At 67.5% G+C, this 26,686-nt stretch carries 18 protein-coding genes; 15 read left to right on the top strand and 3 right to left on the bottom strand.

The genetic code is table 11. The features are described 5' to 3' along the window. Positions 1 to 40 precede the first annotated feature (40 nt). From AAD027_RS06470 to AAD027_RS06445, 6 genes are all read left to right on the top strand, one after another. Positions 41 to 1,441 (top strand): PhoH family protein, encoded by a 1,401-nt coding sequence (locus AAD027_RS06470; RefSeq protein WP_341725195.1) that lies wholly within the window; start codon positions 41 to 43, stop codon positions 1,439 to 1,441. Positions 1,442 to 2,027: 586 nt separating this feature from the next. Continuing rightward, positions 2,028 to 2,279 carry a helix-turn-helix domain-containing protein gene (locus tag AAD027_RS06465; protein ID WP_341725194.1) on the top strand — a complete coding sequence of 84 codons (252 nt, stop codon included), beginning with the start codon at positions 2,028 to 2,030 and terminating at the stop codon, positions 2,277 to 2,279. A gap of 58 nt (positions 2,280 to 2,337) precedes the next feature. Continuing rightward, positions 2,338 to 3,057: a YoaK family protein gene (locus AAD027_RS06460; RefSeq protein ID WP_341725193.1), complete on the top strand. Its 720-nt coding sequence runs from the start codon at positions 2,338 to 2,340 to the stop codon at positions 3,055 to 3,057. Between the two features lie 25 nt (positions 3,058 to 3,082). Continuing rightward, positions 3,083 to 4,822: a SulP family inorganic anion transporter gene (locus AAD027_RS06455; protein WP_341725192.1), complete on the top strand. Its 1,740-nt coding sequence runs from the start codon at positions 3,083 to 3,085 to the stop codon at positions 4,820 to 4,822. Between the two features lie 4 nt (positions 4,823 to 4,826). Beyond that, positions 4,827 to 5,636 carry a bifunctional hydroxymethylpyrimidine kinase/phosphomethylpyrimidine kinase gene (gene thiD / locus AAD027_RS06450; protein ID WP_341725191.1) on the top strand — a complete coding sequence of 270 codons (810 nt, stop codon included), beginning with the start codon at positions 4,827 to 4,829 and terminating at the stop codon, positions 5,634 to 5,636. Continuing rightward, positions 5,633 to 6,484, top strand: coding sequence for an alpha/beta hydrolase family protein (locus AAD027_RS06445; RefSeq protein ID WP_341725190.1), 852 nt, complete (start codon positions 5,633 to 5,635; stop codon positions 6,482 to 6,484). Before thiD ends, AAD027_RS06445 begins: the two co-directional genes overlap by 4 nt. A gap of 21 nt (positions 6,485 to 6,505) precedes the next feature. Here the strand turns inward: AAD027_RS06445 and AAD027_RS06440 are convergent, their stop codons facing one another. Further along, complete coding sequence (locus tag AAD027_RS06440; RefSeq protein ID WP_341725189.1) at positions 6,506 to 7,561, bottom strand: diguanylate cyclase; 1,056 nt, start codon at positions 7,559 to 7,561, stop codon at positions 6,506 to 6,508. Between the two features lie 114 nt (positions 7,562 to 7,675). After that, on the bottom strand, positions 7,676 to 8,692 hold the full coding sequence (gene galE, locus AAD027_RS06435; protein ID WP_341725188.1) for a UDP-glucose 4-epimerase GalE: 1,017 nt from the start codon (positions 8,690 to 8,692) through the stop codon (positions 7,676 to 7,678). A 343-nt stretch (positions 8,693 to 9,035) separates the two neighbouring features. Here galE and AAD027_RS06430 point away from each other — a divergent pair, with 343 nt between their 5' ends. From AAD027_RS06430 to AAD027_RS06405, 6 genes are all read left to right on the top strand, one after another. Beyond that, positions 9,036 to 10,043, top strand: coding sequence for an NAD-dependent epimerase (locus tag AAD027_RS06430; RefSeq protein ID WP_341725187.1), 1,008 nt, complete (start codon positions 9,036 to 9,038; stop codon positions 10,041 to 10,043). Positions 10,044 to 10,133: 90 nt separating this feature from the next. Next, positions 10,134 to 10,757: an XrtA/PEP-CTERM system exopolysaccharide export protein gene (locus tag AAD027_RS06425; protein ID WP_341725186.1), complete on the top strand. Its 624-nt coding sequence runs from the start codon at positions 10,134 to 10,136 to the stop codon at positions 10,755 to 10,757. Further along, complete coding sequence (locus tag AAD027_RS06420) at positions 10,754 to 12,325, top strand: XrtA system polysaccharide chain length determinant (protein ID WP_341725185.1); 1,572 nt, start codon at positions 10,754 to 10,756, stop codon at positions 12,323 to 12,325. Before AAD027_RS06425 ends, AAD027_RS06420 begins: the two co-directional genes overlap by 4 nt. Then, complete coding sequence (locus AAD027_RS06415) at positions 12,322 to 13,050, top strand: P-loop NTPase family protein (protein WP_341725184.1); 729 nt, start codon at positions 12,322 to 12,324, stop codon at positions 13,048 to 13,050. Before AAD027_RS06420 ends, AAD027_RS06415 begins: the two co-directional genes overlap by 4 nt. A 10-nt stretch (positions 13,051 to 13,060) precedes the next feature. After that, positions 13,061 to 14,392 carry an outer membrane beta-barrel protein gene (locus tag AAD027_RS06410; protein ID WP_341725183.1) on the top strand — a complete coding sequence of 444 codons (1,332 nt, stop codon included), beginning with the start codon at positions 13,061 to 13,063 and terminating at the stop codon, positions 14,390 to 14,392. Positions 14,393 to 14,831: 439 nt separating this feature from the next. Next, complete coding sequence (locus AAD027_RS06405; RefSeq protein ID WP_341725182.1) at positions 14,832 to 15,995, top strand: sensor histidine kinase; 1,164 nt, start codon at positions 14,832 to 14,834, stop codon at positions 15,993 to 15,995. Here the strand turns inward: AAD027_RS06405 and AAD027_RS06400 are convergent. Continuing rightward, positions 15,992 to 16,261, bottom strand: coding sequence for a hypothetical protein (locus AAD027_RS06400; protein WP_341725181.1), 270 nt, complete (start codon positions 16,259 to 16,261; stop codon positions 15,992 to 15,994). The genes AAD027_RS06405 and AAD027_RS06400 overlap by 4 nt on opposite strands. 281 nt (positions 16,262 to 16,542) lie before the next feature. Here AAD027_RS06400 and AAD027_RS06395 point away from each other — a divergent pair, with 281 nt between their 5' ends. The 3 genes from AAD027_RS06395 to AAD027_RS06385 all read left to right on the top strand — a co-directional run bounded on the left by AAD027_RS06395 (position 16,543) and on the right by AAD027_RS06385 (position 26,639). Next, positions 16,543 to 16,776, top strand: a complete 234-nt coding sequence (locus AAD027_RS06395) for a hypothetical protein (protein WP_341725180.1) — start codon at positions 16,543 to 16,545, stop codon at positions 16,774 to 16,776. Positions 16,777 to 17,051: 275 nt separating this feature from the next. Next, positions 17,052 to 17,504, top strand: a complete 453-nt coding sequence (locus AAD027_RS06390; protein ID WP_341725179.1) for a fasciclin domain-containing protein — start codon at positions 17,052 to 17,054, stop codon at positions 17,502 to 17,504. Positions 17,505 to 17,912: 408 nt separating this feature from the next. Continuing rightward, complete coding sequence (locus AAD027_RS06385; RefSeq protein ID WP_425605403.1) at positions 17,913 to 26,639, top strand: glycoside hydrolase family 94 protein; 8,727 nt, start codon at positions 17,913 to 17,915, stop codon at positions 26,637 to 26,639. Positions 26,640 to 26,686: the final 47 nt, after the last annotated feature.

Genomic DNA, 26,686 nt, shown 5'->3' with positions numbered 1-26,686 from the left:
TCGATTGTGTTCACACATCTTCCTCCATGAGGTTGCCTGAATGACCCGTAGCAAGCGTATCTATGTGTTGGACACCAACGTGCTGATGCACGACCCCACCGCCCTGTTCAAGTTCGAGGAGCACGACGTCTTCCTGCCGATGCAGGTCATCGAGGAACTGGACAACGCCAAGAAGGGCACGTCCGAAGTCAGCCGCAACGCGCGCCAGGTGAGCCGCTTCCTCAACGAACTGATCGAGGGCGCCGGCGCCGACCACATCCAGGCCGGCATCGTGCTGAACCATCCGCAGGGCCTGCAGCTCAAGGCCCGCGACAACATCGGCAGGCTGTACTTCCAGACCCGGCCGGTCGATCCCGGCCGCACCTTCGGCGCCATCGCCCCGGACAACAAGATCCTGGCCTCGGTGCTGGAGCTGCGCGAGGAACACCCGGAAGTGCCGGTGATCCTGGTGTCCAAGGACATCAACCTGCGCATCAAGGCCTCGATCAGCGGGCTGGTGGCCGAGGACTACGAGAACGACCGCGCGCTGGACGATTTCAGTCTGCTCTACACCGGCGCGCTGCAGCTGCCGGAGGATTTCTGGCACCGCCACAACGCCGACCTGCGCAGTTGGAGCGACAAGGGCCGCACCAGCTACGAAGTGACGATGGCGGACGACGAGGACTGGCATCCCAACCAGTACCTGTACCTGCCGGGCGAGGACGAGGTGGAACTGCGCGTGGTCAGGGTCGGCGCCGACGGCAAGGCCACGCTGACCATCGTCGACGACTTCCGCCATGGCCAGCACGCGGTGTGGGGCATCACCGCGCGCAATCGCGAGCAGAACTTCGCGCTCAACGCGCTGATGGACCCGGAGGTCGATTTCGTCACCCTGCTGGGCACCGCGGGCACCGGCAAGACGCTGCTGGCGCTGGCCGCCGGCCTGGCGCAGACGATGGACCAGCAGCGCTACCGCGAGATCATCATGACCCGCGCCACGGTCAGCGTCGGCGAGGACATCGGTTTCCTGCCCGGCACGGAGGAGGAAAAGATGACGCCGTGGATGGGCGCGTTGACCGACAACCTGGAAGTGCTGACGCACAACCAGGAAGGCGGCTCGTGGGGCCGCGCGGCGACCAACGACCTGCTGGCCAGCCGCATCAAGATCCGCTCGATGAACTTCATGCGCGGGCGCACGTTCCTGTCGCGCTACCTGATCCTCGATGAAGCGCAGAACCTCACGCCCAAGCAGATGAAGACGCTGATCACCCGCGCCGGCCCCGGCACCAAGATCGTCTGCCTGGGCAACGTGGAGCAGATCGACACGCCCTACCTGACCGAAACCACCTCGGGCCTGACCTACGCGGTGGACCGCTTCAAGGACTGGGCGCACAGCGCGCACATCACTCTGCGTCGCGGCGAGCGGTCGAGACTGGCGGATTACGCGTCGGAAGTCTTGTGATCCGGGCAGGTGGAAACAGCACGCTCCGCAGCATCGTCGCAACGATGCTGCTTGCGGCCCGCATGCCGCTCAATGCCCAACCGACTTGCTCCGCTCTTGAAGCATGCTGGTGAACCTTCTGCAGGGGACCGACGAAGACGTGGAAGCCATCATCACTGCAATCGACACGTGTACTGCCGGCGAATTCGATAAAAGCCGGGACGTCAGATTCAGATAGGTCCAACCAGGATATTGCGTAGCAAGGTAGAAGATCGCACGAACGAAGTCGCCATCAAGCCCGCCACCAAGTAGCGTGCGCCGCGCGCACGACGACAGACGCGCCTCGCACGCAGGCGAGCGCCATGGGCTGCGGTCCGGAAGACTTCCTTGCGGTCGCCGGTTTATCGCGGCAGGAACATCGCGTCGCGACTGACGTCGCTCCCCTAGGGGCGACTTTAGGCCGGATATGTGGGAGCGAGACGCGCCCGCCTTCCGGTCACTATCCCGCCCAAATGATGCACAAGACATCAACAGGCAACGCTGGTGATTGCATTGGCATGGCAAATAGGTCGAAAATCATGCCAAGTTCCTGCTCCGTGCATGCCCGATGATCACCGCCGCACAGATGCGCGCCGCGCGCGCCCTGCTGGGCATCGACCAGCGCCGGCTGGCCGAACTGTCCGGCGTGTCGCTGCCCACCATCCAGCGCATGGAAACCAGCCAGGGCCATGTACGCGGCGTGGTCAGCACGTTGACCAAGATCGTCGCTGCGCTGGACGTGGCCGGCGTCGAACTGATCGGCAACGAACAGCCCAGCCAGGGGCGCGGGCGTGGCGTGCGGTTGAAGGAGCCGGCGTGAACAAGATCCTGTCCTTTCCCGTTCATCGCCATACCGCGCGGAGGCCGCGCTAGCCGCGATGGGCGTGCAACTGCCGCGCTGGGTGTGGGTGGGCGCCGTCACGCTGGCGTGCATCGCCGGCATGGTCAACGTCATCGGATACCTGGGCTTCGAGCACCAGGCCGTCAGCCACCTGACCGGCACCACCAGCCTGCTGGGCGCCGCGCTGGCCGGTGGCGACTGGCGCGCGGTGAGGCACCTGTGGGCCATCCTGATCGCCTTCAGCCTGGGCGCGATGGTCAGCGGATTGATCATCCAGGACAGCACGCTGCGATTGGGCCGGCGCTATGGCGTGGCGCTGGCGGTGGAGGCGCTGCTGCTGGCGGCCTCGGTGCCCTTGTTCATGAGGCAAGAGCTCAATGGCGCCCTGCTGGCGGCGATGGCCTGCGGCCTGCAGAACGCCATGGTCACTACGTACAGCGGCGCCATCGTGCGCACCACCCACCTGAGCGGCATGTTCACCGACCTGGGCATCGGCCTTGGGCACGCCCTGCGCGGCATGCCGCTGCCGGTGCGCCGGCTGATGCTGAGCGCGCTGATCATCAGCGGCTTCCTGGCCGGCGGCATCCTGGGCGCATGGCTGTTCCGCGCCCTGCACTACCGCGCGCTGCTGATCCCGTCCGCGCTGACCGGCCTGACCGGCATCGGCTACGTGCTCTATCGCCATTGGAGGCTGTCGCCGCCGTACCGGCAGCCCGGTGGGCAGGCGGACGTGCAGGAACCGCCGGAGCCGCACTGAGACACCGCGAACCATGGGGATGCCGATGCCGACCACCACCGCACGACAGTATCTGTCGCAGTTCGTCCCCAAGCTGTACACGGTGCTGCGCGAAGGCTATGGCTGGCACGATCTCCGCAGCGACGCCATCGCCGGGCTGACCGTCGCCATCGTGGCCCTGCCGCTGGCCATGGCGCTGGCCATCGCCAGCGGCGCCGGGCCGGAGAAAGGGCTGTACACGGCCATCGTGGCCGGTTTCCTGATCTCCGCGCTGGGCGGCTCGCGGGTGCAGATCGGCGGGCCGACCGCCGCCTTCATCCCGGTCGTGTTCGTGGTGATCGAACGGTTCGGCTTCGGCGGGCTGATCCTGTGCACGCTGCTGGCGGGGCTGATGCTGATCGCCGCCGGCCTGCTGCGGCTGGGCACGCTGATGAAGTACATGCCGCAGCCGGTCATCACCGGCTTCACCGCCGGCATCGCGGTCAGCATCTTCTCCAGCCAGGTCAAGGACGCGCTGGGCCTGCGGATGGACGCACTGCCGGCCGAGTTCGTCCCGCGCTGGATTGCCTACGGCAAGCACGTGGCGACCGCGCAGCCCGCGGCGATCGTGCTGACCGTGCTCGGGTTGGCGGCGATCATCGCCCTGCGCCGCTGGCGGCCGAAGTGGCCGGGCTTCCTGGTCGCATTGCTGGTGTGCACCGCGGCCAGCCTGGCCTTCGCGTTGCCGGCCGAGACCATCGGCTCGCGTTTCGGCGAACTGCCTTCGGCACTGCCCACCTTCGATTTCCCGCACATCCCGTTCGAACGCACGCTGGAACTGCTGCCCAGTTCGTTCACCATCGCCTTCCTGGCCGGCGTGGAGTCCTTGTTGTCGGCGGTCGTCGCCGATGGCATGACCGGCGGCCGGCACCGGTCCAACGGCGAACTGGTGGCGCAGGGCGTGGCCAACATCGGCACGGCGCTGTTCGGCGGACTGCCCGCCACAGGCGCCATCGCCCGCACCGCTACCAACATCCGCGCCGGCGCGCGCTCGCCGGTCGCCGGCGTGCTGCACGCGGTGTTCCTGCTGGCCTTCATGCTGATGCTGGCACCGCTGATGCGCTACGTGCCGCTGGCGGCGCTGGCCGCGGTGCTGCTGGTCGTGGCCTGGAACATGAGCGAGGCGGAGAACTTCCGCCACACCCTCTCGGCACCCTGGGGCGACCGGGTCGTGCTGCTGCTGACCTTCCTGCTGACGGTGTTCTTCGACCTGACCCTGGCCATCGAGGTGGGACTGGTGGTGGCCGCGCTGATCTTCATGTACCGCATGGCCGAAAGCGTGGAGATCAGTTCGGGCGTGCGCGCCACCGACGACGACCTGCCCGGCTACGACCCGGCGCTGGCGGTGGACGAGCAGCAGCGCACGCGCCTGCCCAAGGGCGTGGAGGTCTACCAGATCAGCGGGCCGTTGTTCTTCGGCGCGGCGAACCGGCTGGACAGCCTGCTCGACCAGTTCTTCGAGCCGCCCAAGGTCTTCATCCTGCGCATGCGGCTGGTGCCGTACATCGATGCCAGCGGCGTGCATGCGCTGAAGAACCTGGCCACCCGCTGCGCGCGGCGCGGCATCGTGCTGGTGGTGTCGGGGCTGCAGCCGCAGCCCAACAGGGTGCTGGCCGACATGGCGCTGGGCGAACGACCGGGACAACTGCACTTCACCTCGAACTACGAGCGCGCGCTGAAGCTGGCGGCGTCGCTGGCGGAATCCCGCGATGGGCCCGCGGAACACCCGCCGCCCGGTGCACAATGAACGCATGACCGAACCCCGCCCCTTCTCCGCCCTGACCATCGCCGGTTCCGATTCCGGCGGCGGCGCGGGCATCCAGGCCGACCTGAAGACCTTCGCCGCGCACCGCATCCATGGGCTGTCCGCCATCGCCGCACTGACCGCGCAGCACACCCGCGGCGTCACCGCGGTGAACGTGCCGCCGCTGGATTTCCTGCGCTCGCAGCTCGATGCGTGCTTCGACGACTTCGACATCGCCGCGGTCAAGCTGGGCATGTTGGCGAACGCCGGCGCGATCGGCGTGGTGGCGGACGCGCTGGCGGAATTCCAACCGCGCACCGTCGTCGTGGACCCGGTGATGGTGGCCACCAGCGGCGCGAAGCTGCTGGAGGACAGCGCGTTGCATGCGCTCCGCACACGACTGCTGCCGCTGGCCGATGTGGTCACGCCCAACCTGCCGGAAGCGGAACTGCTGCTGGGCCGTGCGATCCCCGACCCGGCCGCGATGCGCGAGGCCGCGACCGACCTGCTGCGACTGGGCGCGCGCGCGGTCTTCCTGAAGGGTGGCCACCTGCCGGGCGACGGCGACGTGGTGGACCTGTACGCCGACGTGCAGGGCATCACCGCAACGGCGCACCCGCGACTGGTGTTGGAGGCCCATGGCACCGGCTGCACGCTGGCCTCCGCCATCGCCGCGCGACGCGCGCAGGGCATGGCGATGAAGGATGCATGCCTGGCCGCATCCGACTACGTGCATGCGGCATTGCGAAGCGGCTATCGCCCCGGTCGCGGCGACGTCGTGGTACTCGATCACTTTGGAGCCGCTCCCCCGCCATGAATGCACCAACCATTCCGATCGCATCGCTGGAAATTCCGCTGGCCTGCGCCGACGGCCACCGTTACATGCTGCTGGCGCGCATGCCCGCACGCGCCGACGGCGCATTGCTGTGGCTGCCCGCACTGGGCGTGGCCGCACGCCACTACCTGCCGCTGGCCGAGGCGCTGGCGGCCCGGGGCATCGCCGTTTTCGTGCACGAATGGCGCGGCAACGGCAGCAGCAGCCTGCGCGCCAGCCGCCGGCAGGACTGGGGCTACCGCGAACTGCTCGAGCAGGACCTGCCGGTGAGCCATGCCGAAGTCCGCCGGCATGCTCCGGCCGGCACGCACATGATCGGCGGCCACAGTCTGGGCGGGCAGTTGGCGGCGTGCTACCTGGGCCAGCATCCGCAGGGATTCGCCCGGCTGTGGCTGGTGGGCAGCGGAACGCCGCATTGGCGCAGTTTTCCCGCACCGCGCGGATGGGCGCTGCCGTTCTTCTACCAGTTCGCGCCATGGCTGGCCGACTGGCGCGGCGCGTTTCCCGGCCGTCGCCTGGGCTTTGGCGGCGACGAGGCGCGCGGCCTGATCCGCGACTGGGCCCGCGTGGGCCTGAGCGGGCGCTACCGTGCCGCCGGCTGGGATGTGGATCTCGAAGCCGGCATGCGCCAGGTGACCGCGACGTCCCGTGGCGTGCTGTTCGACGACGACTGGCTGGCCCCCGCAAGTTCCCTGCGCGCGCTGCTGGCGAAACTGCCCAACAGCCCGCACGACGTCACCGTGCTGCACCACGCCGCGCTCGGCACGCGCGCGGACCATTTCGCCTGGATGAAGCAGCCGCAGGCGGTGATCGACGCATTCCTGGCATAGGGAAAGCGCGGCGCCCCTGCCTCAGCAACCCACCACGATGCAGTCGCGCCCCTTCGCCTTGGCGCGGTAGAGCGCGCCGTCCGCGCTGTTGATCCAGTCCGACACGCTGGCGATGCCCGCATGCGGTTCGGACAGGCCGATGCTGATGGTGCAGTGCAGGCCTTCGCCGGTGAACGAGAACGCCGATACCTGCCGGCGCAGCCGCTCGGCGGCCACGATGGCTTCCTCCCAGCGCGTGTCGGGCATGACGATGCCGAACTCGTCGCCGCCGTAGCGCCCGCCGGTGTCGGTGTCGCGCAGGCAGGTCTTCATCAGTCGGGCGAAGTCCTCCACGACGCCGTCGCCGATGGTGTGCCCATAGCCGTCGTTGATGTCCTTGAAGCGGTCGATGTCGATCAGCACCAGCACCGCCGGCCGGCCGGTGCGCTGGTAGCGCTTCAGCTCCAGCGTGGCGGCGTACAACCACTGCTGGCGGTTCATCAGGCCGGTGGCGGCGTCGAAGCGCGCCATCTTCTCCAGCAGGTCCTTCTGCTGCCGCGCCTTGCGCGACAGCGAATGCGTGGCCACGCCGATCGCCATCGGGTAGATGGCCAGGAACGGCAGGCAGGCCAGTACCACCGGGTAACTCGTGTGCGGCTCGAAGGCGAAGCCCCATGCCGCACTGCTGGCCAGGCAGGTCGCCGCCATCGCCGCCAGCGTCCGCGCACCGAAGCGCGCGCCGCCGATGATCACCTTGTCCATGGTCAGCATCACCGCCAGCAATACGCTGGGCAAGGCGTCGAACTGCATGGCAGCGATCCAGAAGCCTCCCATCGCCGCATCGAAGGTCAGGTTCTGGAATTCCGCCTGCAGCGGTTCGTCCTTCGCCAGGCGCACCCGCAGGTAGGCCAGGTGCGGCCAGACCAGACCGTTGATGGCCAGCAGCGTCCATAGCGCCGGCGATGCGGTGTGCTCGTACAGCACGGCCGCCACGCAGATCGCGCCCAGCCCCAGGCCCAGCGCGCGCATGCGGTACATGCGCAGGCCGTAGCGGGAGCGATTGAGTTCCGCGATATCGCGCGCAGCGTCGATGAGCAAGAGGACTCGCGGGTGGCCGGTTCAGCCGATTCTCGGGCAAAGGCCGCGCAGGGTCCACCATGGCCCGTCGCAACGTAGTCGCGATTCCGCCAGCCTCATCGCGCCCCGATCCGGTCAGGCGGCGGGATAGCCCTGCGGATTCTGCGCCTGCCAGCGCCATGCGTCGCGGCACATCGCTTCCACGCCCAGTTCGGCCTGCCATCCCAGCAACCGGTTGGCCAGCGAGGGATCCGCGTAGACCGCGGCCACGTCGCCGGGCCTGCGCTCGACGATCTGGTACGGGATGTCCCGCGCGGAAGCGTCGGCGAAGGCATTGACCAGCTGCAGCACGCTGACGCCCTGCCCGGTGCCCAGGTTGACGGTGAGGTTGTGCCGTTCGTGCACCAGGTAGTCCAGCGCGTCGGCATGCGCGCGCGCCAGGTCCATCACGTGGATGTAGTCGCGCACGCCGGTGCCGTCGGGCGTGGGATAGTCGCCGCCGTAGATGCTGAGCCGCTCGCGCCGCCCCACCGCCACCTGGCAGATGTAGGGCATCAGGTTGTTGGGGATGCCCGCCGGATCCTCGCCGATCAGGCCGGAGGCATGCGCGCCGACCGGATTGAAGTAGCGCAGGTTGGCGGCGTGGAAACCGGCATCGCTGCCGCACAGGTCGCCGATCAGTTCCTCCATCACCAACTTGGTCCGACCGTACGGATTGGTGACCTGCAGGCTCGCGTCCTCGCGCACCGGCACGCTGGCGGGGTCGCCGTAGACCGTGGCCGAGGAACTGAACACCAGCCGCTTCACCCCGGCGGCCTGCATGCCGTACAGCAGGTTGAGCGTGCCGGTGATGTTGTTGTGGAAATAGTCCAGTGGGCGCTCGCAGGATTCCCCCACCGACTTCAGCGCGGCGAAATGCACCACCGCGTCGAACGGTTGACGGGCGAAGAAATCCACCACCGCCCCGCGGTCGCGCAGGTCCAGCGGATGGAACGGCACCGGCTCGCCGGTGATGCGCTGCAGGCGCGCCAGCACGCCCGGCGAGCTGTTGCTGAAATTGTCGGCAATCACCACATCTTGGCCGCGCTCGGCCAGCACCACGTAGGCATGGGCGCCTATGTAGCCGGCGCCTCCACACAACAGGATCCGCATCTGGACTCCCCAGGGTCATCGGTCCGGCTCACGGCCGGCAGTCATCCCTAGATACGTCATCGGCCGCGCGATCAGGCCAGCCCCGCCGCGCCGCCGCAACGGCAATGGCGGCGGCATCCGATAGACTTGCTCCCTGAACACGTATCCCCGGGACCCCGCACGCCGATGACCGCACCGTTGCCCACCCTGGACCAGGCCAGGATCGCCATCATCGGACTGGGCTACGTGGGGTTGCCGTTGGCGGTGGCGTTCGGGGGCACGCCATGCATCACGCATTAGCGACGCACCATCGTTGGTGATGCCCTTGGTTATTTTCCTATTTTATCGATTCAGGGCTATATAGATGCGCGTACTGGTCACCGGCGCCGCCGGCTTCATCGGCTACCACCTCAGCGAACGCCTGCTGGCGCGCGGCGACGAGGTGTTCGGCTTCGACAACCTCAATGCCTACTACGACCCGCGGTTGAAGGAAGCGCGGTTGGCCCGGCTGACCCCGCACCCTAACTTCCGCTTCGCCCGGGGCTCGCTGGAGGACCGGCCGGCCCTGGAGGCGGCGTTCGATGCGTCCCAGCCGCAGCGCGTGGTCAACCTGGCAGCTCAGCCCGGCGTGCGCTACTCGCTGGAAAACCCGCGCGCCTACATCGACAGCAACATCGTCGGTTTCCTCAACGTGCTGGAAGCCTGCCGCCATAGGAGCATGGAACACCTGGTCTACGCTTCGTCCAGTTCGGTGTACGGCGCCAACCGCAAGCTGCCGTTCGCGGTGGAGGACAGCGTGGACCACCCAACCAGCCTCTACGCGGCCAGCAAGAAGGCCAACGAACTGATGGCTCACACCTACAGCCACCTGTTCGGCCTCCCCACCACCGGCCTGCGCTTCTTCACCGTCTACGGCCCCTGGGGCCGGCCGGACATGGCACCGTTCCTGTTCACGAAGAAGATCCTGGCGGGCGAGCCCATCGACGTGTTCAACCACGGCCGGCACACGCGCGACTTCACCTACATCGACGACATCGTCGAAGGCGTCGTCCGCACGCTGGACCGCGTGCCCGGCCCCGACCCGCACTACGACCCGCGCGACCCCACCCCGGCCAGTTCGTCGGCGCCCTACCGCGTCTACAACATCGGCAACCACCAGCCGGTGGAACTGCTGCGCTACATCGAGGTGCTGGAGGACTGCCTGGGCCGCAAGGCGGAAAAGCGCCTGCTGCCGATGCAACCCGGCGACGTGCCCGACACGCATGCCGACGTGCAGGCCCTGAGCCGCGACACCGGCTACCTGCCCTCCACGCCCATCGAAATCGGCGTGCGCCGCTTCGTGGACTGGTACCGCGCGTTCTACCCGGCGTGATCCCGGCGCACGCTTCGTGCGTGCCTGAATGGCCGGATCGGCGCATTGCCTGCGTTCTTTTGGGCAATCTGCAACTACAGGGGCCATTCCATGAACCGACTCCTCGCCGGCCTTGCCGCCGTCGCCTGTGTCCTGATGCTGTCCGCTTGCGCATCGGGCTCCGGCGCCAGCAAGGTTCCGCCGCCGCCCAGTACCAGCGTCGCCGTCGACGCCTACCAGATCGGCGTGGACGACGTCGTTCAGGTCTCGGTATGGCGCAATCCGGAACTGGGCATCACCGTGCCGGTGCGCCCCGACGGGATGATCTCGGTGCCGCTGGTGGGCGACGTGTCCGCCGGTGGCCGCACGCCGGGCGAAGTCGCCGCGGACATCCAGACCAAGCTCGGCGCCTACGTGCGCGACCCCCAGGTGGCGGTGATCCTGACCGAGCTGCGCAGCCACGAATACCTGTCCCGCGTGCGCGTGACCGGTGCCGTGCGCCAGCCGGTCTCCATCCCCTACCGGCCCGGCATGACCGTGCTCGACGCGGTGCTGGCCGCCGGCGGGGTCACCGAATTCGCCGCGCCCGACCGCTCCAACCTGTACCGCAAGAACGCCGACGCCACCCAGAGCTATGAAGTGCGCCTGGACCGCATCCTCAACCGCGGCGACCTGTCCACCAACTTCACGGTGGCCCCGGGCGACGTGATCACCGTGCCGGAACGCACCCTGTGAACAAGCGCCAAGCGACCTGGCCCGGGTCGGAGGACACCGGCTCCCCGCTGCAGACCCTGATCCCCATCGGGATGAAGGAATTCCGGCGCCGCGCGGTGCTGCTGGTCGGGCTGTTCGCCGCCATCGCCGTCATCGGCCTGGTCATCGGTGCCCTGTTGCCGAAGAAGTATGCGTCGTCCACCAGCATCCTGGTGGAGGACCGCAACATCATCACGCCGCTGATGGAAGGCCGCGCGGTGGCCACCAGCGTCGTCGACCGCGCCAGCATCCTGCGCGAAGTGGCCTTCAGCCGCCGCGTGATGGAGGAGATCCTGAAGACCGGCGGCTGGCTGGACAGCAACCCCAGCCCGGTGGAGCAGGAAAAGCTGATCGAGAAGATCGTCGGCCGCACCCTGGTGACCAATGCGCGCGCCAACCTGATCCAGATCACCTACACCGACTCGGACCCCAAGCGCGCCTATGAAGTGACCAAGCGGTTCGCCGAACTGGTCATCCAGGAAAGCCTGTCCACCAAGGAACGCGAGAGCAGCGAGGCGTATGGCTTCATCGACTCGCAGGTGAAGCAGTACCACGACAAGCTGACCAAGGCCGAGCGCGAGCTGGAAACGTTCCGCCAGACCAACCCTGATGCGCGTCCCGGCACCGATGCCGACGTCAACGCCCGCATCGGCGAACTGCGCCGCGTGATCGAGGCCGGCCGCATGGAGCTGATCGACCTGCGCTCGCAGGAGTCGGCATTGGAGTCGCAGCTGTCCGGCGAGAGCGAGATCACCCTGGTGCAGACGCGCGCCGGCCAGTTCCGCGCCCGCATGGCGGAACTGCAGTCCGAACGCGACCGCCTGCTGCTGCAGTACACCGAACAGCATCCCGACGTGGTCCGCGTGCAGCACCAATTGCGCGACCTGGAGGAAGACCTGCGCCGCGAAGAGAACAAGCCCCGCGTCGCCGGCGGCGGACAGTCGCTGGACGGTCCCGCCGCGTTCAACCCGCTCTACGGCGAGTTGCGCAGCAAGCTGGCCGATGCGCGCCGGCGCAGCGCCGCCACCGCCGCGCGCATCGCCACCGCCGAATCGCTGCTGGGCGACGAGATGGGCCGCAGCAACCGCATCGCCGCCTCGGAAAGCACGCTGGCCGAACTGACCCGCGACTACGAGGTCAACCGCGACCTGTACCAGGACCTGCTGAAGCGCCGCGAGAACGCGCGCGTGTCGATGAACCTGGACGCCGAGCAGCGCGGCTTGAGCTTCCGCATCCAGGAACCCGCCGCCATGCCGCTGCGCCCCAGCGGCCTGCGCACCATGCACATCGCCGGCGCCGGCCTGTTCCTGGGCCTGATGGCGCCGCTGGCCATCCTGTTCGCGCTGATCAAGTTCGATCCGCGCGCGCGTTCGGCCAAGCAGATCGAACGCGAGACCGGCCTGCAGGTGATTGGCACCATGCCCCCCTACCGCACGCGCCAGAAGCGCATGCAGGGCGCGCGCAGAGTGATGTACGCCGCTGCGCTGTTCTCGACGGTCCCCGTGGTCTATGGCCTGGCTTACATGCTGAAATTGCTGGAGGTGTTATGAATCGTGCGCTCCGTCCCGTTCCCGGCGCACGCGAGGGTACCGGCACGTCCATCGCCCCCCGATCCGCGACCACGGCGCTGACGCCGTCGCAACTGGAAGACCGCAACACCATCTACCGCTCCGACCAGCAGCGGCGCGAGGTGGACGCGTTCCGCGAGCTGCGCACGCAGCTGCTGGCCGCCGCGCAGGGCAACTTCATCACCCTGGTGGTGCCGGTCAGCCGCGGCTCCGGCGGCAGCTTCGTGGCCCGCAACCTGGCCGCGGCGATGGCCTTCGACGAATCCAAGAACGTCATCCTGGTGGACTGCGACGTGCGCCATCCCTCGCAGGACAAGTCGATGCGGCTGGCGCCGGCCGGCAGCGGCCTGATCGACTACCTGGAACTGCGCGAGGCCGAGGCCGACAACCTGCTGTACAGCACCGGCATCGCCCGCCTGCAGTTGCTGCCCACCGGCACCGCGCGCGAAACCGGTGCGGAGCATTTCTCCTCGCACCGCATGCGCCTGCTGCTGGACACCCTGCGCAGCCGCGATCCCAGCAGCCACATCTTCATGGATGGCCCGCCGGTGCGCGGCGCGCCGGACGCCCGCATCCTGGCCGACCTGGCCGACGTGGTCGTGCTGGTGGCCGGCTACGGCCGCGACACCCCGGCCACCATCGCCGAGGCGGCCGGCAATTTCGACAAGCAGAAGTTCGCCGGCGTCGTCTTCAACGAAGGCGTGTAAGGGGAAGACCATGGGCAGCGCACGCAAGGAACGTCCACCCTCATCCCGGCGCCACAGCGCCCTGTTCCTGGCGGTGGCCATCGCCACCATGCCCACCGCGGCGCAGGCCGTCCGGATCAACTACGAAATCGGCGCGTCCGTCCTGCACAGCGACAACATCGGCCTGAGCGAGTTCGACGAAGTCAGCGATACCGTGCTCTCGCCCGAGTTGCGCTTCAACATCGAGCAGATGGGCTCGGCCCTGCAGCTGTCGATGGAGGGCGAACTGCAGTACCCGTACTACCTGGACGATACCTTCGAAAGCCAGTTGCAGGGCCGGCTGGCCGGCCGGGCCAACTGGACCCTGCTGCCCGAGCGCATCGACTTCGAGGTCACCGACACGCTGACCCGCCAGACCGTCAACGTGCTGGAGAGCTTCGTGCCCAGCAACCAGCAGCAGGTCAATGTGTTCACCGCCGGCCCCACGTTCCACGCCCGCTTCAGCGAAGCCCTGCGCGGCCAACTGGAACTGCGCTACGTCAACACGTATGCCGAGGAAAGCGCGGACTTCCAGGGCAACCATTACAGCGTGGCGGCACGGCTGGAACGCCTGCTGCGCATCACCGACCGCGTCTCGGTGAACCTGGATGCGCTGCAGACCGACTACGACGACGATGGCGGGTTCTTCAACTACCGTCGCTACGATGCCTATCTTGGCTACGGCAGCGAACTGTCGTCGCTGACGATGCAGCTGGAAGCCGGCTACAGTTGGGTAAGGCCGGACAACTACGACGGCGACTCGTCCTCGCCGCTGATCCGCGGCTCCATCGACTGGCGGGTGGCGCCGCGCAGCACGCTCAGCGCGGGCTTCAACATCGAATTCGCCGATGCCGCGCAGAACCTGATCTACCGCCGCGGCCCGACCGACGGCGGCCCGATCCTGGAGAATCCGGTCGATCCCACCCTGCCGATCGGCCCACAGACTTTCAAGCAGCGGCGCGTGCTGCTGGGCTACCGCTACGAAGCCGAGCGGCTCTCCTTCCAGCTCAACCCCTACTACGACCGCATCCGCTACGAATTGGCCAACGACGAGGACCAGGACGTGAAGGCGCTGAACGTCTACGCCGACTACCGCCTGCGTCCGGATATCACCCTCTCCGCGGCCGTGGTTCGCCAGAAACGTGAACTGACCAACCTGTTCCGCAACGACACCAACACCATCGCCAATCTCGCCGTTACCAAACAGCTCTCGCGCAACTGGTACGTGCGCGGCTACTACCAGCGGTCGGAACGCGACAGTTCCAGCTTCACCCAGAGCTACACCGAGAATTCGGTGATGCTGATGGTGGCGTACCGCCGCTGATCTCCTGCCGGGCCGTCTGCCCTCGCATGAAAGCTGGGCGCGGGATGACCCGCGCCCGGTGGCTTCTGCCCGCACTTTCCATCGTCCCTGATCCGGTTACGACCTTTTGCCCGGATTTCGCAGTTGGCCTTTGACGGGTTGGCGAAGCGGTTCCTTCCTGCCCTCCGCTGGCGCTTTGGGGTTCGTGCTGACGGGATTCGACGCAGGCGCGGTTCTGCGCTTGTCGTCGTCGTGCTGGTTCCTGGGGGGCATCGCCACGGGGTTCTCCTCCGACGAAGTGTCGGAATCCCACCCTGCGCTGCAGGACATGACAGGCGCGTGTAGCCCGGAAGACTGAAATCCCTTCGTTCATCCGGAAAAGCGCCCATCCAGCCGACGGACGGTAGATATTCCGACGACAAGTCCGTCCTGTGAGACATAAGACGCGTATGGTTGGGCAATGATGTACCAATTCCTCACCGACAACCGCGCGGAGCTGATCGCCCGATGCCGTACCAAGGTGGCCCAACGGTCGCCTTCCGGTACGCCGGGCGACGAACTCGACTATGGCGTGACGGTATTCCTCGAACAGCTCATCAAGACGCTGCAAGTGGAGACGACCTCCGAGCCGATGCGCAGCCGCAAAGTATCCGGACCGACGGGAGGAGGAAAACCGGTCCTGTCCGAGATCAGCGAATCGGCCGCATTGCACGGCCGCGAGCTGTTGCTGCACGGCTTCACCATCGACGAAGTGGTTCACGACTATGGCGATCTTTGCCAGGCGATCTCGGACCTGGCCTTCGAACGTGGCGAAATCATCGATGTGGACGAATTCAGGACGCTCAACCGGTGCCTGGACAACGCCATCGCCAACGCCGTCACCGAGTTCGGTTACCAGCACGACTCCGCGCTGGCCGAGAAGCAGGCGGTCGCATTGAACGAACGCCTGGGATTCTTTGCCCATGAGTTGAGGAACCAGCTCTGCACCGCGACGCTGGCCCTTTCCATCATCAAGCAGGGCAACGTGGGCCTGTCGGGCGCCACCGGAGGCGTACTCGACCGCGCCCTGGTCGGGCTGGGCAACCTGATAGACCGTTCCCTCGCCGAGGTGCGCATGACCGCCGGCATGCCGGTGCAGAACAAGCTTTACTCGCTCGCGGACTTCATCACCGAGATCAAGCTGTCCGCCTCGCTGGAGGCTCACGTCAAGGATTGCGTGCTCACCGTCTCCGAAGTCGATCCGCTGCTGGCCATCGACGTGGACCGGGACCTGCTCCTGTCGGCGACCGGCAACCTGCTGCAGAATGCGTTCAAGTTCTCCCCTTCGCACAGCGAGATCACGCTGAACGCGTATGCGGTCGCCGACCGCATCCTGATCGATGTGGAGGATCACTGCGGGGGACTGCCGTCGGAGGACGCCGAAAAGATGTTCCTCCCCTTCGTGCAGGAAGGGGCCGACCACAGCGGCCTGGGCCTGGGGCTGTCCATCTCGCGCCGCAGCGTCGAGGCCAATCATGGCGCACTCAGCGTCCGCAATGTGCCCGGCTCCGGCTGTGTGTTCACGATCGATCTGCCGCGCCACCTGGCCGCCGCCACGTCTTCTCTGGCGGTGGACGACGCCTAGCGCAGCGGATCGCGCATCGAGCGCTCGAGCCGCAGCACCGTCAGCTCATCCTGCGAGGCCTGCCTCTCGGAATCCAGCCAGCGCATGGCCGCGCCCTTGTTCGCAATGAGTTCGCCCAGGTCGTCCGTCAGGCATTCCGCGCAAGGCTGTCCGCCGGGACTCTTGCGCAGGCAGGTGGGGCAGCGCCCCAGGGTGGTGGTCCCCACGGGCCTGAGCTGGTACTTGATGCGCGCCATCAAGGCCGTGGCCTTGGTCGGGACTGCCATTGGCTTCTCTTCCGGATACGGTCCGCTCGATGGGCCCTTTCGGAAGACTACAGGGTAGCGATGAACGCGCCGTTTACCCTCCGGCCTGTCGTTCCGGCGGATGGGAGCGATCGCCGTTTCCGTCATCCACCGGGCGACGATCGACGATGCAGGCTGCGCGGACCGAATCTACGCCACGACAAGGCCAAGCCGAAAGCAGCTGGAATTAATTCTAAGGCGACGTCCGTCTGACCAAGCCTGGCAAACCGGACCAGAAGCGATACTTGTTGTGGAAATGATGGATGACGCGGGTGGCGCTGCGCCGGATGAAACCGGTCCTCGCGATGGAGGGCGAGGCTTCGCCGGAAGATGGCGGCATGGGCCAGCCTTCGTTCTCCGCGCTCTCCATCGCCACCATCCATTGCTGGCCGGAAACACGCTGGCCGAAATCCCCATGGACGATGGGGTGTTGGTCATTCCTTCTCATGGCAGTTTCTGCAGCGTGCGGACCGGCACATGGCGGGCGCGGGATGTAGACGGAAGAAACGCCGTATTCCGGCAGCGTCCCACAGTAGCAGTCGCGCGGCGCCGCAACGCGCGTTTCTGACCGACGGTCGCCCGTCACAGTGAAGTAACGGGCGCAAGCCTATGGTCAACGAGTTACGGCGCAATGCCGCAACGGCTCCTCAAGCCGCGCTGCACTTCCACTCATTCCTCCGCATTGAGTTCCAGTTCCCCGAATCTTCGGGGAGCCTTGGCCCAGGCCATCCTGGATTCGCCGCGAGCGGATCCCTAAGCAGGAACAATACCCATGAACATGAACCAAGAAACCAAGACCCCGGTGAAGAACCTCCTCGACACGGCCGCCGCCAACGGCTCGTTCAAGACCTTCGCCCGTGCGGTCGACAAGGCCGGCATGAAGGACACCCTGGGCGGCGCCGGTCCGTTCACCGTGTTCGCGCCGACCGATGCCGCTTTCGAGAAGCTGCCCGCCGGCAAGCTGGACGAACTGTTCAAGCCCGAGAACAAGGAGCAACTCGCCTCCATCCTGAACTACCACGTCGTCAACGGTCGCCGCAGCACGGCGGACGTGGGCAAGTGGGACAACGCCAGGACGGTGAATGGCCAGCCGGCCCCCATCAAGCTGGCAGGCGACAAGCTGAGCATCGACGGCGCCCAGATCACCGTGGCCGATCTCGCATCGAGCAACGGCATGATCCATGGCATCGACAAGGTCAATATCCCGACCGTGACGAAGCACTAAACGTCGAGCGCAAAGGACTGCATGCGGCAGGAAGAAATTCCTGCCGTTTTTCTTTTTTTGAGGCGCATGCCGCCCCGGCTCGATGGATTCGGGAATATCGAAAACCAGGCATGCGGCGCCGCTCCCGATCCATCCACTGCGCATCCACGAAGCCGCGAATGAGGCCGGCGATCCCGACCATGTGCGTTCCGGCGCGAAACGGCCGGCATCGAGCGGATGCACCGGCGCACGGGGGTCGTCGCGACGGAAAGCCTTTGCTCCCGGTCGTGGATCCGACCGGTCGATACGACACGCTGAAGACCGTCCCGGCATGGCGGAGAAGACGGCGCGCACGGGTTTCACACACTTGTTGCCGCGGGGATGCGATGATGGCCCTCACAGCGGGCGCCTTGTCCCCCAGGATTCCCGATGCCCCAGGTCTGGAGGATTTTCAGTCGTTGGTTACGCCTGCGCAGGCGCTTGTGGCGCTGGCGACGCGCGGCGACCAAGAGGACGCTGCAGGCGGAAGAACCTTTGCGTTCGCAGCTGTTCAATGCAGAACAGATGGAACTGCACGGCAGGATGCTGGCCCGCTCTCATCGCCTGCACGCACGCCCCGGTCCCGAACGGCTGCTGGACCGGCTGGCGGAGAACGAAGGCCTGCTGGATGACGTCTGTACGCTGTTGACCCGGATGGTGCAGGACGAAATACGCATCACGCCCGCCGGCGAGTGGCTGCTGGACAACTACTACCTGGTGGAAGAACAGATCCAGACCTCGCGCCGGCATCTTCCCAAGGGCTACAGCCGCCAGCTTCCCTCGTTGAGCCAGGGGCCTTCCGCCGGCCTGCCGCGCGTGTACGACCTGTCGCTGGAAGCCATCGCGCATGGCGACGGCCGCATCGATGCGGAAACCCTCGGCCGCTTCGTCGCCGCCTACCAGTCCATCGCGCCGCTGAAACTGGGCGAACTGTGGGCGATACCGATCATGCTCAGGCTGGCGCTGATCGACAACCTGCGGCGGATGGCGGTGCGGGTGATGCGCGACGGCGCAGACCATCGGCTGGCCAACGAATGGGCCGGGCTGCTGAACAAGACGGCGGCGGAAAGCCCGAAGAACGTGGTGCTGGTGATCGCCGACATGGCACGCTCCCAGCCGCCCTTGTCGGGCGCGTTCGTCTCCGAACTGACCCGCGGGCTGCAGGGCCGTGGCGGCGTGTTCTCCATGCCGATCACCTGGCTGGAACAGTGGACCGCCGACGGCGGTCACCGCATCGAGGAACTGGTGCACCTGGAAAGCCAGCAGCAGGCGGCCGACCAAGTGTCGATCAGCAACAGCATCGGCAGCCTGCGTTTCCTGGCCAACATGGATTGGCGGGAATTCGTTGAGGACATGAGCGTGGTGGAGCGCAGCCTGCGCCAGGACCCTGCCCGCACCTACGCATCGATGGATTTCAGCACCCGCGACAGCTACCGGCACGTGGTGGAGAAGATCGCGCGCCTGGGTGGCGCCAGCGAGCAGGACGTGGCGGATACCGTCCTGCGCTTGGCACGGGCGGCGGCCGATGCCAATCCCCAGGGGCACGAGGCGCACGTGGGGTTCTACCTGGTGGACGATGGCGTGACGCAGACACGGGCCGCCATGGCCGCATCCCCGCAGAGCCGGCCCGTGCGCCTGCGGCCCCATCGTATTCCCCTGCTGGCCTACCTGGTGCCGATCGCCGCGATCATCGGGCTGTTCACCTGGGGATTGCTGGCCGCCGGCATGCCGGTGCACGGCTTGCCGCTGTGGCTGCTCGCGGCGCTGGCGATACTGGCGTTCAGCGAACTGGGCATCGCCCTGGTCAACTGGGCGGCCACCTTGCTGGTGCCGCCGCGGCCGCTGCCACGCATGGATTTTTCCAGAGGGATACCGGCGGAATCGCGCACGCTGGTGGTGGTGCCCAGCATGCTGGGCAGCGCGGACGGCGTGGACAGCCTGGTCGAAGGGCTGGAAGTGCGTTTCCTGGCCAACCGCGACCGGCACCTGCACTTCGCCCTGCTCACCGATTTCCTGGATGCCGACCAGGCCTCGCTGCCGACCGATGAAGCCTTGCTGGCGCGCGCGGCGCGGCAGATAGACCGGCTCAACAGCCGCTATGCGCCCGAAAGCGGCGATCTGTTCTTCCTGTTCCACCGGCCGCGCCAATGGAACGAGCGCGAACGGCGCTGGATGGGCTACGAGCGCAAGCGCGGCAAGCTGGCGGCATTGAACCGGCTGCTGCGCGGCGGCTCCAAGGAGGATTTCCTGCAGGTGACCGGCAAGACCGGCGCACTGGCGCAGGTGCGTTACGTGATCACCCTGGATACGGACACCCGGTTGCCGCGCGATGCCGCGCGCGAATTCGTCGGCACCCTGGCGCATCCGCTGAACCATGCCCGCTTCGACGCGCGCCATCGCCGCGTCGTGCGCGGCTACGGCATCCTGCAGCCCAGCGTGGGCACCAGCCTCGGCGGACGCCAAAGCTCGCCCTATGCGCGCATGTTCGGCAGCGAGCCGGGCATCGATCCCTATACGCGCACCGTGTCCGACGTGTACCAGGACCTGTTCGGCGAAGGCTCCTTCGTCGGCAAGGGCATCTACGACGTGGACGCGTTCGAATACGCACTGGCGGACCGCTTCCCGGACAACCGCATCCTCAGCCACGACCTGCTGGAAGGCTGCTACGCACGCGCCGGACTGGTCAGCGACGTGCGCCTGTTCGAGGACTATCCCACGCGCTACGCGGCGGACGTGAAACGGCGCTACCGCTGGATACGCGGCGACTGGCAACTGCTGCCCTGGCTGCTGCCGTGGGTACCGCGCCGCGATGGCAGCCACGAACGCAATCCGCTGTCCTGGCTGTCGCGCGGCAAGCTGCTGGACAACCTGCGCCGGAGCTTGGTGCCGGCGGCCACCACCGCATTGCTGGTGCTGGGCTGGATGTTCTCGCCGCAGCCGCTGGCCTGGACGGCATGGCTGTTGAGCCTGTGGCTGTTGCCGATAGTGGTGCCGGCGCTGCGCGATGTCTTCGCCATCCCGGTGGGCATGCCGCTGGAAACGCATCTGGTGCAGGTGGGCAAGTCCACCCTGCGCCAGTTGCTGCGCGCGCTGGTCAACCTGGCCTGCCTGCCGTACGAGGCATTCATGGCGCTGGGCGCGATCGCGCGCACCCTGTGGCGATTGCTGGTCAGTCGCCGGCACCTGTTGCAATGGAACCCGTCCAGCGAAGTGGAACGCGGCCTGGGCAGCGGCATCGGCGCGGAATTGCGCAGCATGGCGCCGGCACCGTTGTTCGCCGTGGCCGTCGCGGTGTCGTTGGCGTCCATCCGGCCGCTGTCGCTGTGGGCGGCCGCTCCGTTGCTGGCGCTGTGGCTGATGTCGCCCGCCATCATGGCCTGGCTGGGCCGTCCCACCCTGCATCGCGGCGCGAACCTCTCCGCCGGCCAATTGGCTTTCCTCGGCCGCCTGGCCCGCCGTACCTGGGCGTTCTTCGAAACCTACGTGCGCGCCGAGGACCACTGGCTGCCGCCGGACAACATCCAGGAACATCCCGCGCTGGTGGTGGCGCGCCGCACCTCGCCGACCAACATCGGCCTGTCGCTGCTGGCCAACCTGTCGGCCTACGATTTCGGCTACCTGCAGGCGGGCGGCGTGATGGAACGCACGCGCCTGGCGTTCGCCACGCTGGAAACCCTGCCGCGCCACCGCGGGCATTTCTACAACTGGTACGACACCGAGACGCTGCAGCCGCTGCCCCCGCACTACATCTCCACGGTCGACAGCGGCAACCTGGCCGGCCACCTGCTGACGCTGCGCCAGGGATTGCTGGCGCTGGCCGACGCGCCGGTGCTGGCGCCCCGCACGTTCGACGGACTGGCCGACACCCTGGGCGTACTGGAGGAAGCGCGCCAGGCCGCTCGCCCCGATGGCGATGCGTTGGCCCGGGCGTTGGTCGACTTCCGCGCCGCGCTCGCGATGGCGCTGGCGCAACCGCCCGCCACCGTGCGCGATGCGGAACGCGTGCTGACGCAGTTGATGGCGCACGCCGACGAGATCGCGACCGCATGGCCCGCCACCGTGCCGGAAGACGCGGATGTTCCCCATTGGCCCACGGCGCTGGCCGAAGCGTGCCAGTCCGCGCATGCGGAGTTGGTGTTCTTCGTTCCCGACCTGCTGTCGCAGGACGCTCGCACCGGGGCCGCCGAAGGCGAACCCATACCCACCCTGCGCGAGTTGCAGGAGCGATCCGCCAGCCCGCTGGCAAGAAAGCGTGCGCGCGAACGTATCCACCAGTTGGAAAGGCTGGCGCACATCGCCGGGCAGTTCTCGCTGATGGACTACGAGTTCCTCTACGACCGTGCGCGCCGCCTGCTGGCGATCGGCTACAACCTGGACGAGCACCGCCTGGATGCCGGTTACTACGACCTGCTGGCCTCCGAGGCGCGGCTGTGCAGCTTCGTGGCCATCGCGCAGGGGCAGTTGCCGCAGGAAAGCTGGTTCGCGCTGGGCCGGCTGCTGACCGAGGTCAATGGCGATGCCACGCTGTTGTCGTGGAGCGGCTCGATGTTCGAGTACCTGATGCCGCAGCTGGTCATGCCCAGCTACCGGGACACCCTGCTCGACCAGACGTCGCGCCACGCCGTGGAAGCGCAGATCATGCATGGCGCGCACCACGACGTGCCCTGGGGCATCTCGGAGTCGGGCTACAACACGGTGGATGCGCGCATGAACTACCAGTACCGCGCGTTCGGCGTGCCCGGGCTGGGCTTGAAGCGCGGCCTGGGCCAGGACCTGGTCGTCGCGCCCTACGCCAGCATGATGGCGCTGATGGTGGCGCCGGAAGCGGCCTGCCAGAACCTCCAGCGCCTGACCGCACTCGGCTTCGATGGCCATTTCGGCCTGTACGAAGCCATCGACTACACGCCGACGCGCGTGCCGCCCGGGCAGGAATGCGTGGTGGTGCGTTCCTTCATGGCCCACCACCAGGGCATGGGCCTGCTCTCGCTCGACCATCTGCTGCGCCAGCAACCCATGCAGCAACGCTTCGTCGCCGATGCCGAGTTCCAGGCCACCTTGTTGCTGCTGCAGGAACGCATCCCGCACACCGGCGTGTTCCACCCGCACGAGGCCGAGGCCCTGGGCACGCGCGCCACCCCGGCCGAAACCGAGACGCAGCTGCGCATCTTCCGCGAACCGGACACCTCGCGGCCGGCCGTGCAGCTGCTTTCCAACGGGCGCTACCACGGCCTGCTGACCAACGCCGGCGGCGGCTACGCCCGGCAGAGGGACATGGCGATCACGCGCTGGCGCGAGGACGGCACCCGCGACCACTGGGGCAGCTTCTGCTACCTGCGCGACGTGGAGAGCGGCGAGTTCTGGTCCACCTCGCTGCAGCCGACCTGCGTGCCGGTGGAGCAGTACGAGGCGATCTTCTCCGACGCCAAGGCCGAATTCCGCGGACGCAAGCGCGGCTACGAAAGCCACCTGGAGATCGCCATCTCCGCCGAAGACGACATCGAACTGCGCCGGCTCCGGCTGAGCAACCGCGGCCGGCGCACGCGCACGATAGAGATCACCACCTACGCCGAAGTGGTGCTGGCCCCGGCCATCGCCGACGAGCTGCACCCGGCCTTCAGCAACCTGTTCGTGCAGTCGGAGATCGTACGGGAGAAACAGGCGCTGCTGTGCACGCGCCGGCCGCGCGCGCACGACGAGGTGCCGCCCTGGATGTTCCACCTGATCGCGGTGCACGACGCCGACATCGGCGCGATCTCCTACGAGACCGACCGTGCCCGCTTCCTCGGCCGCGGCAATACCCCGCGCGCGCCGCACGCGCTGTCGGCGCAGGAAGTCCTCTCGGACAGCGAGGGTTCGGTGCTGGATCCCATCGTGGCGATCCGCTGCCGGATCGAACTGGCGCCGGAACAGACCGCGATGATCGACATGGTGCAGGGCGTGGGCGTGGACCGGGACGCCTGCATGGAACTGGTGGACAAGTACCGCGACCGCCGCCTGGCCGACCGCGTGTTCGACCTGGCCTGGACCCACAGCCAGGTGGTCAGGCGCCAGATCAACGCCTCCCAGGCCGATGCGCAGCTCTACGAGCGGCTGGCCGGGCTGATCGTCTATGCGCACCCGTTGCTGCGCGCCGATCCCGAAGTCCTGCTGCAGAACCAGCGCGGCCAATCCGGGCTGTGGGGACATGCGATCTCCGGCGACCTGCCCATCGTGCTGCTGCAGATCGCCGACGCGGACAACATCGAGCTGGTGCGCAAGATGGTGCAGGCGCACGCGTACTGGCGCCTGAAGGGATTGCGCGCCGACCTGGTGATCTGGAACGAGAGCCAGGCGGGCTACCGCCAGCAGTTGCAGGACCAGATCCTGGAGATGGTCTCGACCGACCCCGAAGCCAACGTGCTGGACCGCCCCGGCGGCATCTTCGTGCGCCCCGGCCACCAGATGTCGCAGGAGGACCGCATCCTGCTGCAATCGGTCGCGCGAGTGATCATCAGCGACCAGCAGGGCACCCTGGCGGCGCAGGTCGGCCGCCACGAACCCGCGGAGCGGACCATCCCGCCCTTGCTGGCCGAAGGGCCGCTGGAAGAACAGCGCGACATGGCCGAAGCGGACGCATCCACCGGACTGCCGCCGTCCGCCGACACGGAGGAAGCCGACGACACCTGGCCGTTCGAAACGGTGGCCAGCGAATTCCTCTACGACAATGGCACCGGCGCCTTCTCCGCCGATGGCCGCGAGTACGTCATCATCACGCGCGAGGGCGTCCCGACGCCGGCGCCGTGGTCCAACGTGCTGGCGAACGAAAAGCTGGGGACGGTCGTCAGCGAGAGCATGGCGGGCTACACCTGGTTCGAGAACGCGCACGAGTTCCGGCTAACGCCCTGGCACAACGATCCGGTCGCCGACAGCGGCGGCGAGGCGTTCTACCTGCGCGACGAGGACACCGGCCATGTGTGGTCGCCCATGCCCCTTCCCTGTCGCGGGCATGGCGCCTATCGCACGCGCCACGGCTTCGGCTACAGCGTTTACGAACACATGGAGGACGGCATCGCCAGCGAGCTGTGGATCTACGTGGCGGTCGAGGATGCGGTGAAGTTCTCGGTGCTGAAGGTGCGCAACCTGTCCGGCCGCGCGCGCCGGCTCTCGGCGACCGGTTACGTGGAATGGGTGTTGGGCGACCTGCGCGTCAAATCGCAGATGCACATCGTCAGCGAGCTGGATGCCGACAGCGGCGTGCTGACCGCGCGCAATCCCTACAACACGGAGTTCAACGGGCGCGTCGCCTTCTTCGACACCGACGCCAGCGGCTGCAGCTACACCTCCGACCGCACCGAGTTCCTGGGCCGCAATGGCAGCCTGGGCGACCCCGCCGGATTGCGCCGCGAGCGCCTGTCCGGCCGGCTGGGCGTGGGCCTGGATCCCTGCGCCGCCATCCAGGTGCCGCTGGCCTTGCTGGATGGGCAGGCGTCGGAGACGGTGTTCCGCCTGGGCATGGGCAGGGACCGCAGCGAAGCGCTGCGACTGGCCGTCAAGGTACAGGGTGTCGATCGCGCGCACGATGCGCTGGATGCCCTCCGCGTGCACTGGCGCGAACTGCTGACGACCGTGCAGGTGGAGACGCCGGATCCCGGCGTCGACGCCCTGGTCAACGGCTGGTTGATGTACCAGACGCTGGCCTGCCGTTACGTGGCGCGCAGCGGGTACTACCAGTCCGGCGGCGCGTTCGGCTTCCGCGACCAGTTGCAGGACACCATGGCGACCATCCATGCGAAGCCGGCGCTGACCCGCGAACACCTGCTGCTGTGCGCGGCCCACCAGTTCCCGCAGGGCGACGTGCTGCACTGGTGGCATCCGCCGCAGGGCCGCGGCGTGCGCACGCGCTGTTCGGACGACTATCTCTGGCTGCCGTTGGCGGCCTGCCGCTACCTGCAGGTCACCGGCGACACCGGCGTGCTGGACGAGCAGGTGCGCTTCATCGATGGCCGCCCGGTCAATCCCGACGAAGAGTCCTACTACGACATGCCCGCGGCGTCCTACGTGCAGCAGTCCTTCTACCAGCACTGCGTGCTGGCGCTGCAGCGCGGTTGCAGCCTGCTGGGCGAACGCGGCCTGCCGTTGATCGGTACCGGCGACTGGAACGACGGCATGAACCGGGTCGGCGAAGCCGGCCGTGGCGAGAGCGTGTGGCTGGGCTTCTTCCTTTTCGACGTCCTGCGACGTTTCGCGGACGTGGCGCAAGCGCGTGGCGACGATGCGTTCGCCACGTATTGCACCGAGCAGGCGCAACGCCTGCGCGGGAACCTCGAAACCCATGCCTGGGACGGGCAATGGTATCGCCGCGCCTGGTTCGACGACGGCACTCCCCTGGGCTCCGCGCAGAGCGACGAATGCCGGATCGACTCCATTTCGCAGAGCTGGTCCGTGCTGTCGGGCGCCGCGGATCCCGCGCGCGCGCGGCAAGCCATGGCCTCGCTGGACCGTCACCTCGTCAGGCGCGAGGCGGGGCTGATCCAGTTGCTCGACCCGCCGTTCGACAAGACCGCCAAGGATCCCGGCTACATCCGCGGCTACGTACCCGGCGTCCGCGAGAACGGCGGCCAGTACACGCATGCCGCGGTGTGGGCGGCGATGGCGTTCGCCCACCAGGGCGATGCGGCGCGGGCGTGGGAGCTGGCGCGCATGATCAACCCCATCCATCACTCGCTGGACGCCCGGGCTGCCGCCATCTACAAGGTGGAGCCCTACGTGCTGGCGGCCGATGTGTACGGCGTGGCGCCGCACGTCGGCCGCGGCGGGTGGACCTGGTACACCGGTTCGGCGGGTTGGATGTACCGGCTGTTGACCGAATCCCTGCTGGGCCTGCAGCGCACGGGCGACCGTCTTTCGCTGAAGCCCTGCCTGCCCGCCGAGTGGCCGGACTACCGGCTGCGTTACCGCCACGGGACCAGCGTGTACACGATCCAGGTGAAGCAAAGCGATGCGGGACCCGCGCTGCTGCGGCTGGATGGCGTGGAACAGCCGGGCTTCGAATTCCCGCTGGTCGACGATGGCGCCGTGCACCACGTGGAAGCGCATTGGCCGCGTCCCGGGCATGAGCACGACGCGGGCGCAGCCTGACGGAAATGCCCGCGCCATGACCGGAGAAATCCGTCATGGCGCATGCG

This window comes from Pseudoxanthomonas putridarboris (genome assembly GCF_038321125.1).
GTDB classification, from domain to species: domain Bacteria; phylum Pseudomonadota; class Gammaproteobacteria; order Xanthomonadales; family Xanthomonadaceae; genus Pseudoxanthomonas_A; species Pseudoxanthomonas_A putridarboris.
This window is presented reverse-complemented; position numbering and strand designations above follow the sequence as displayed.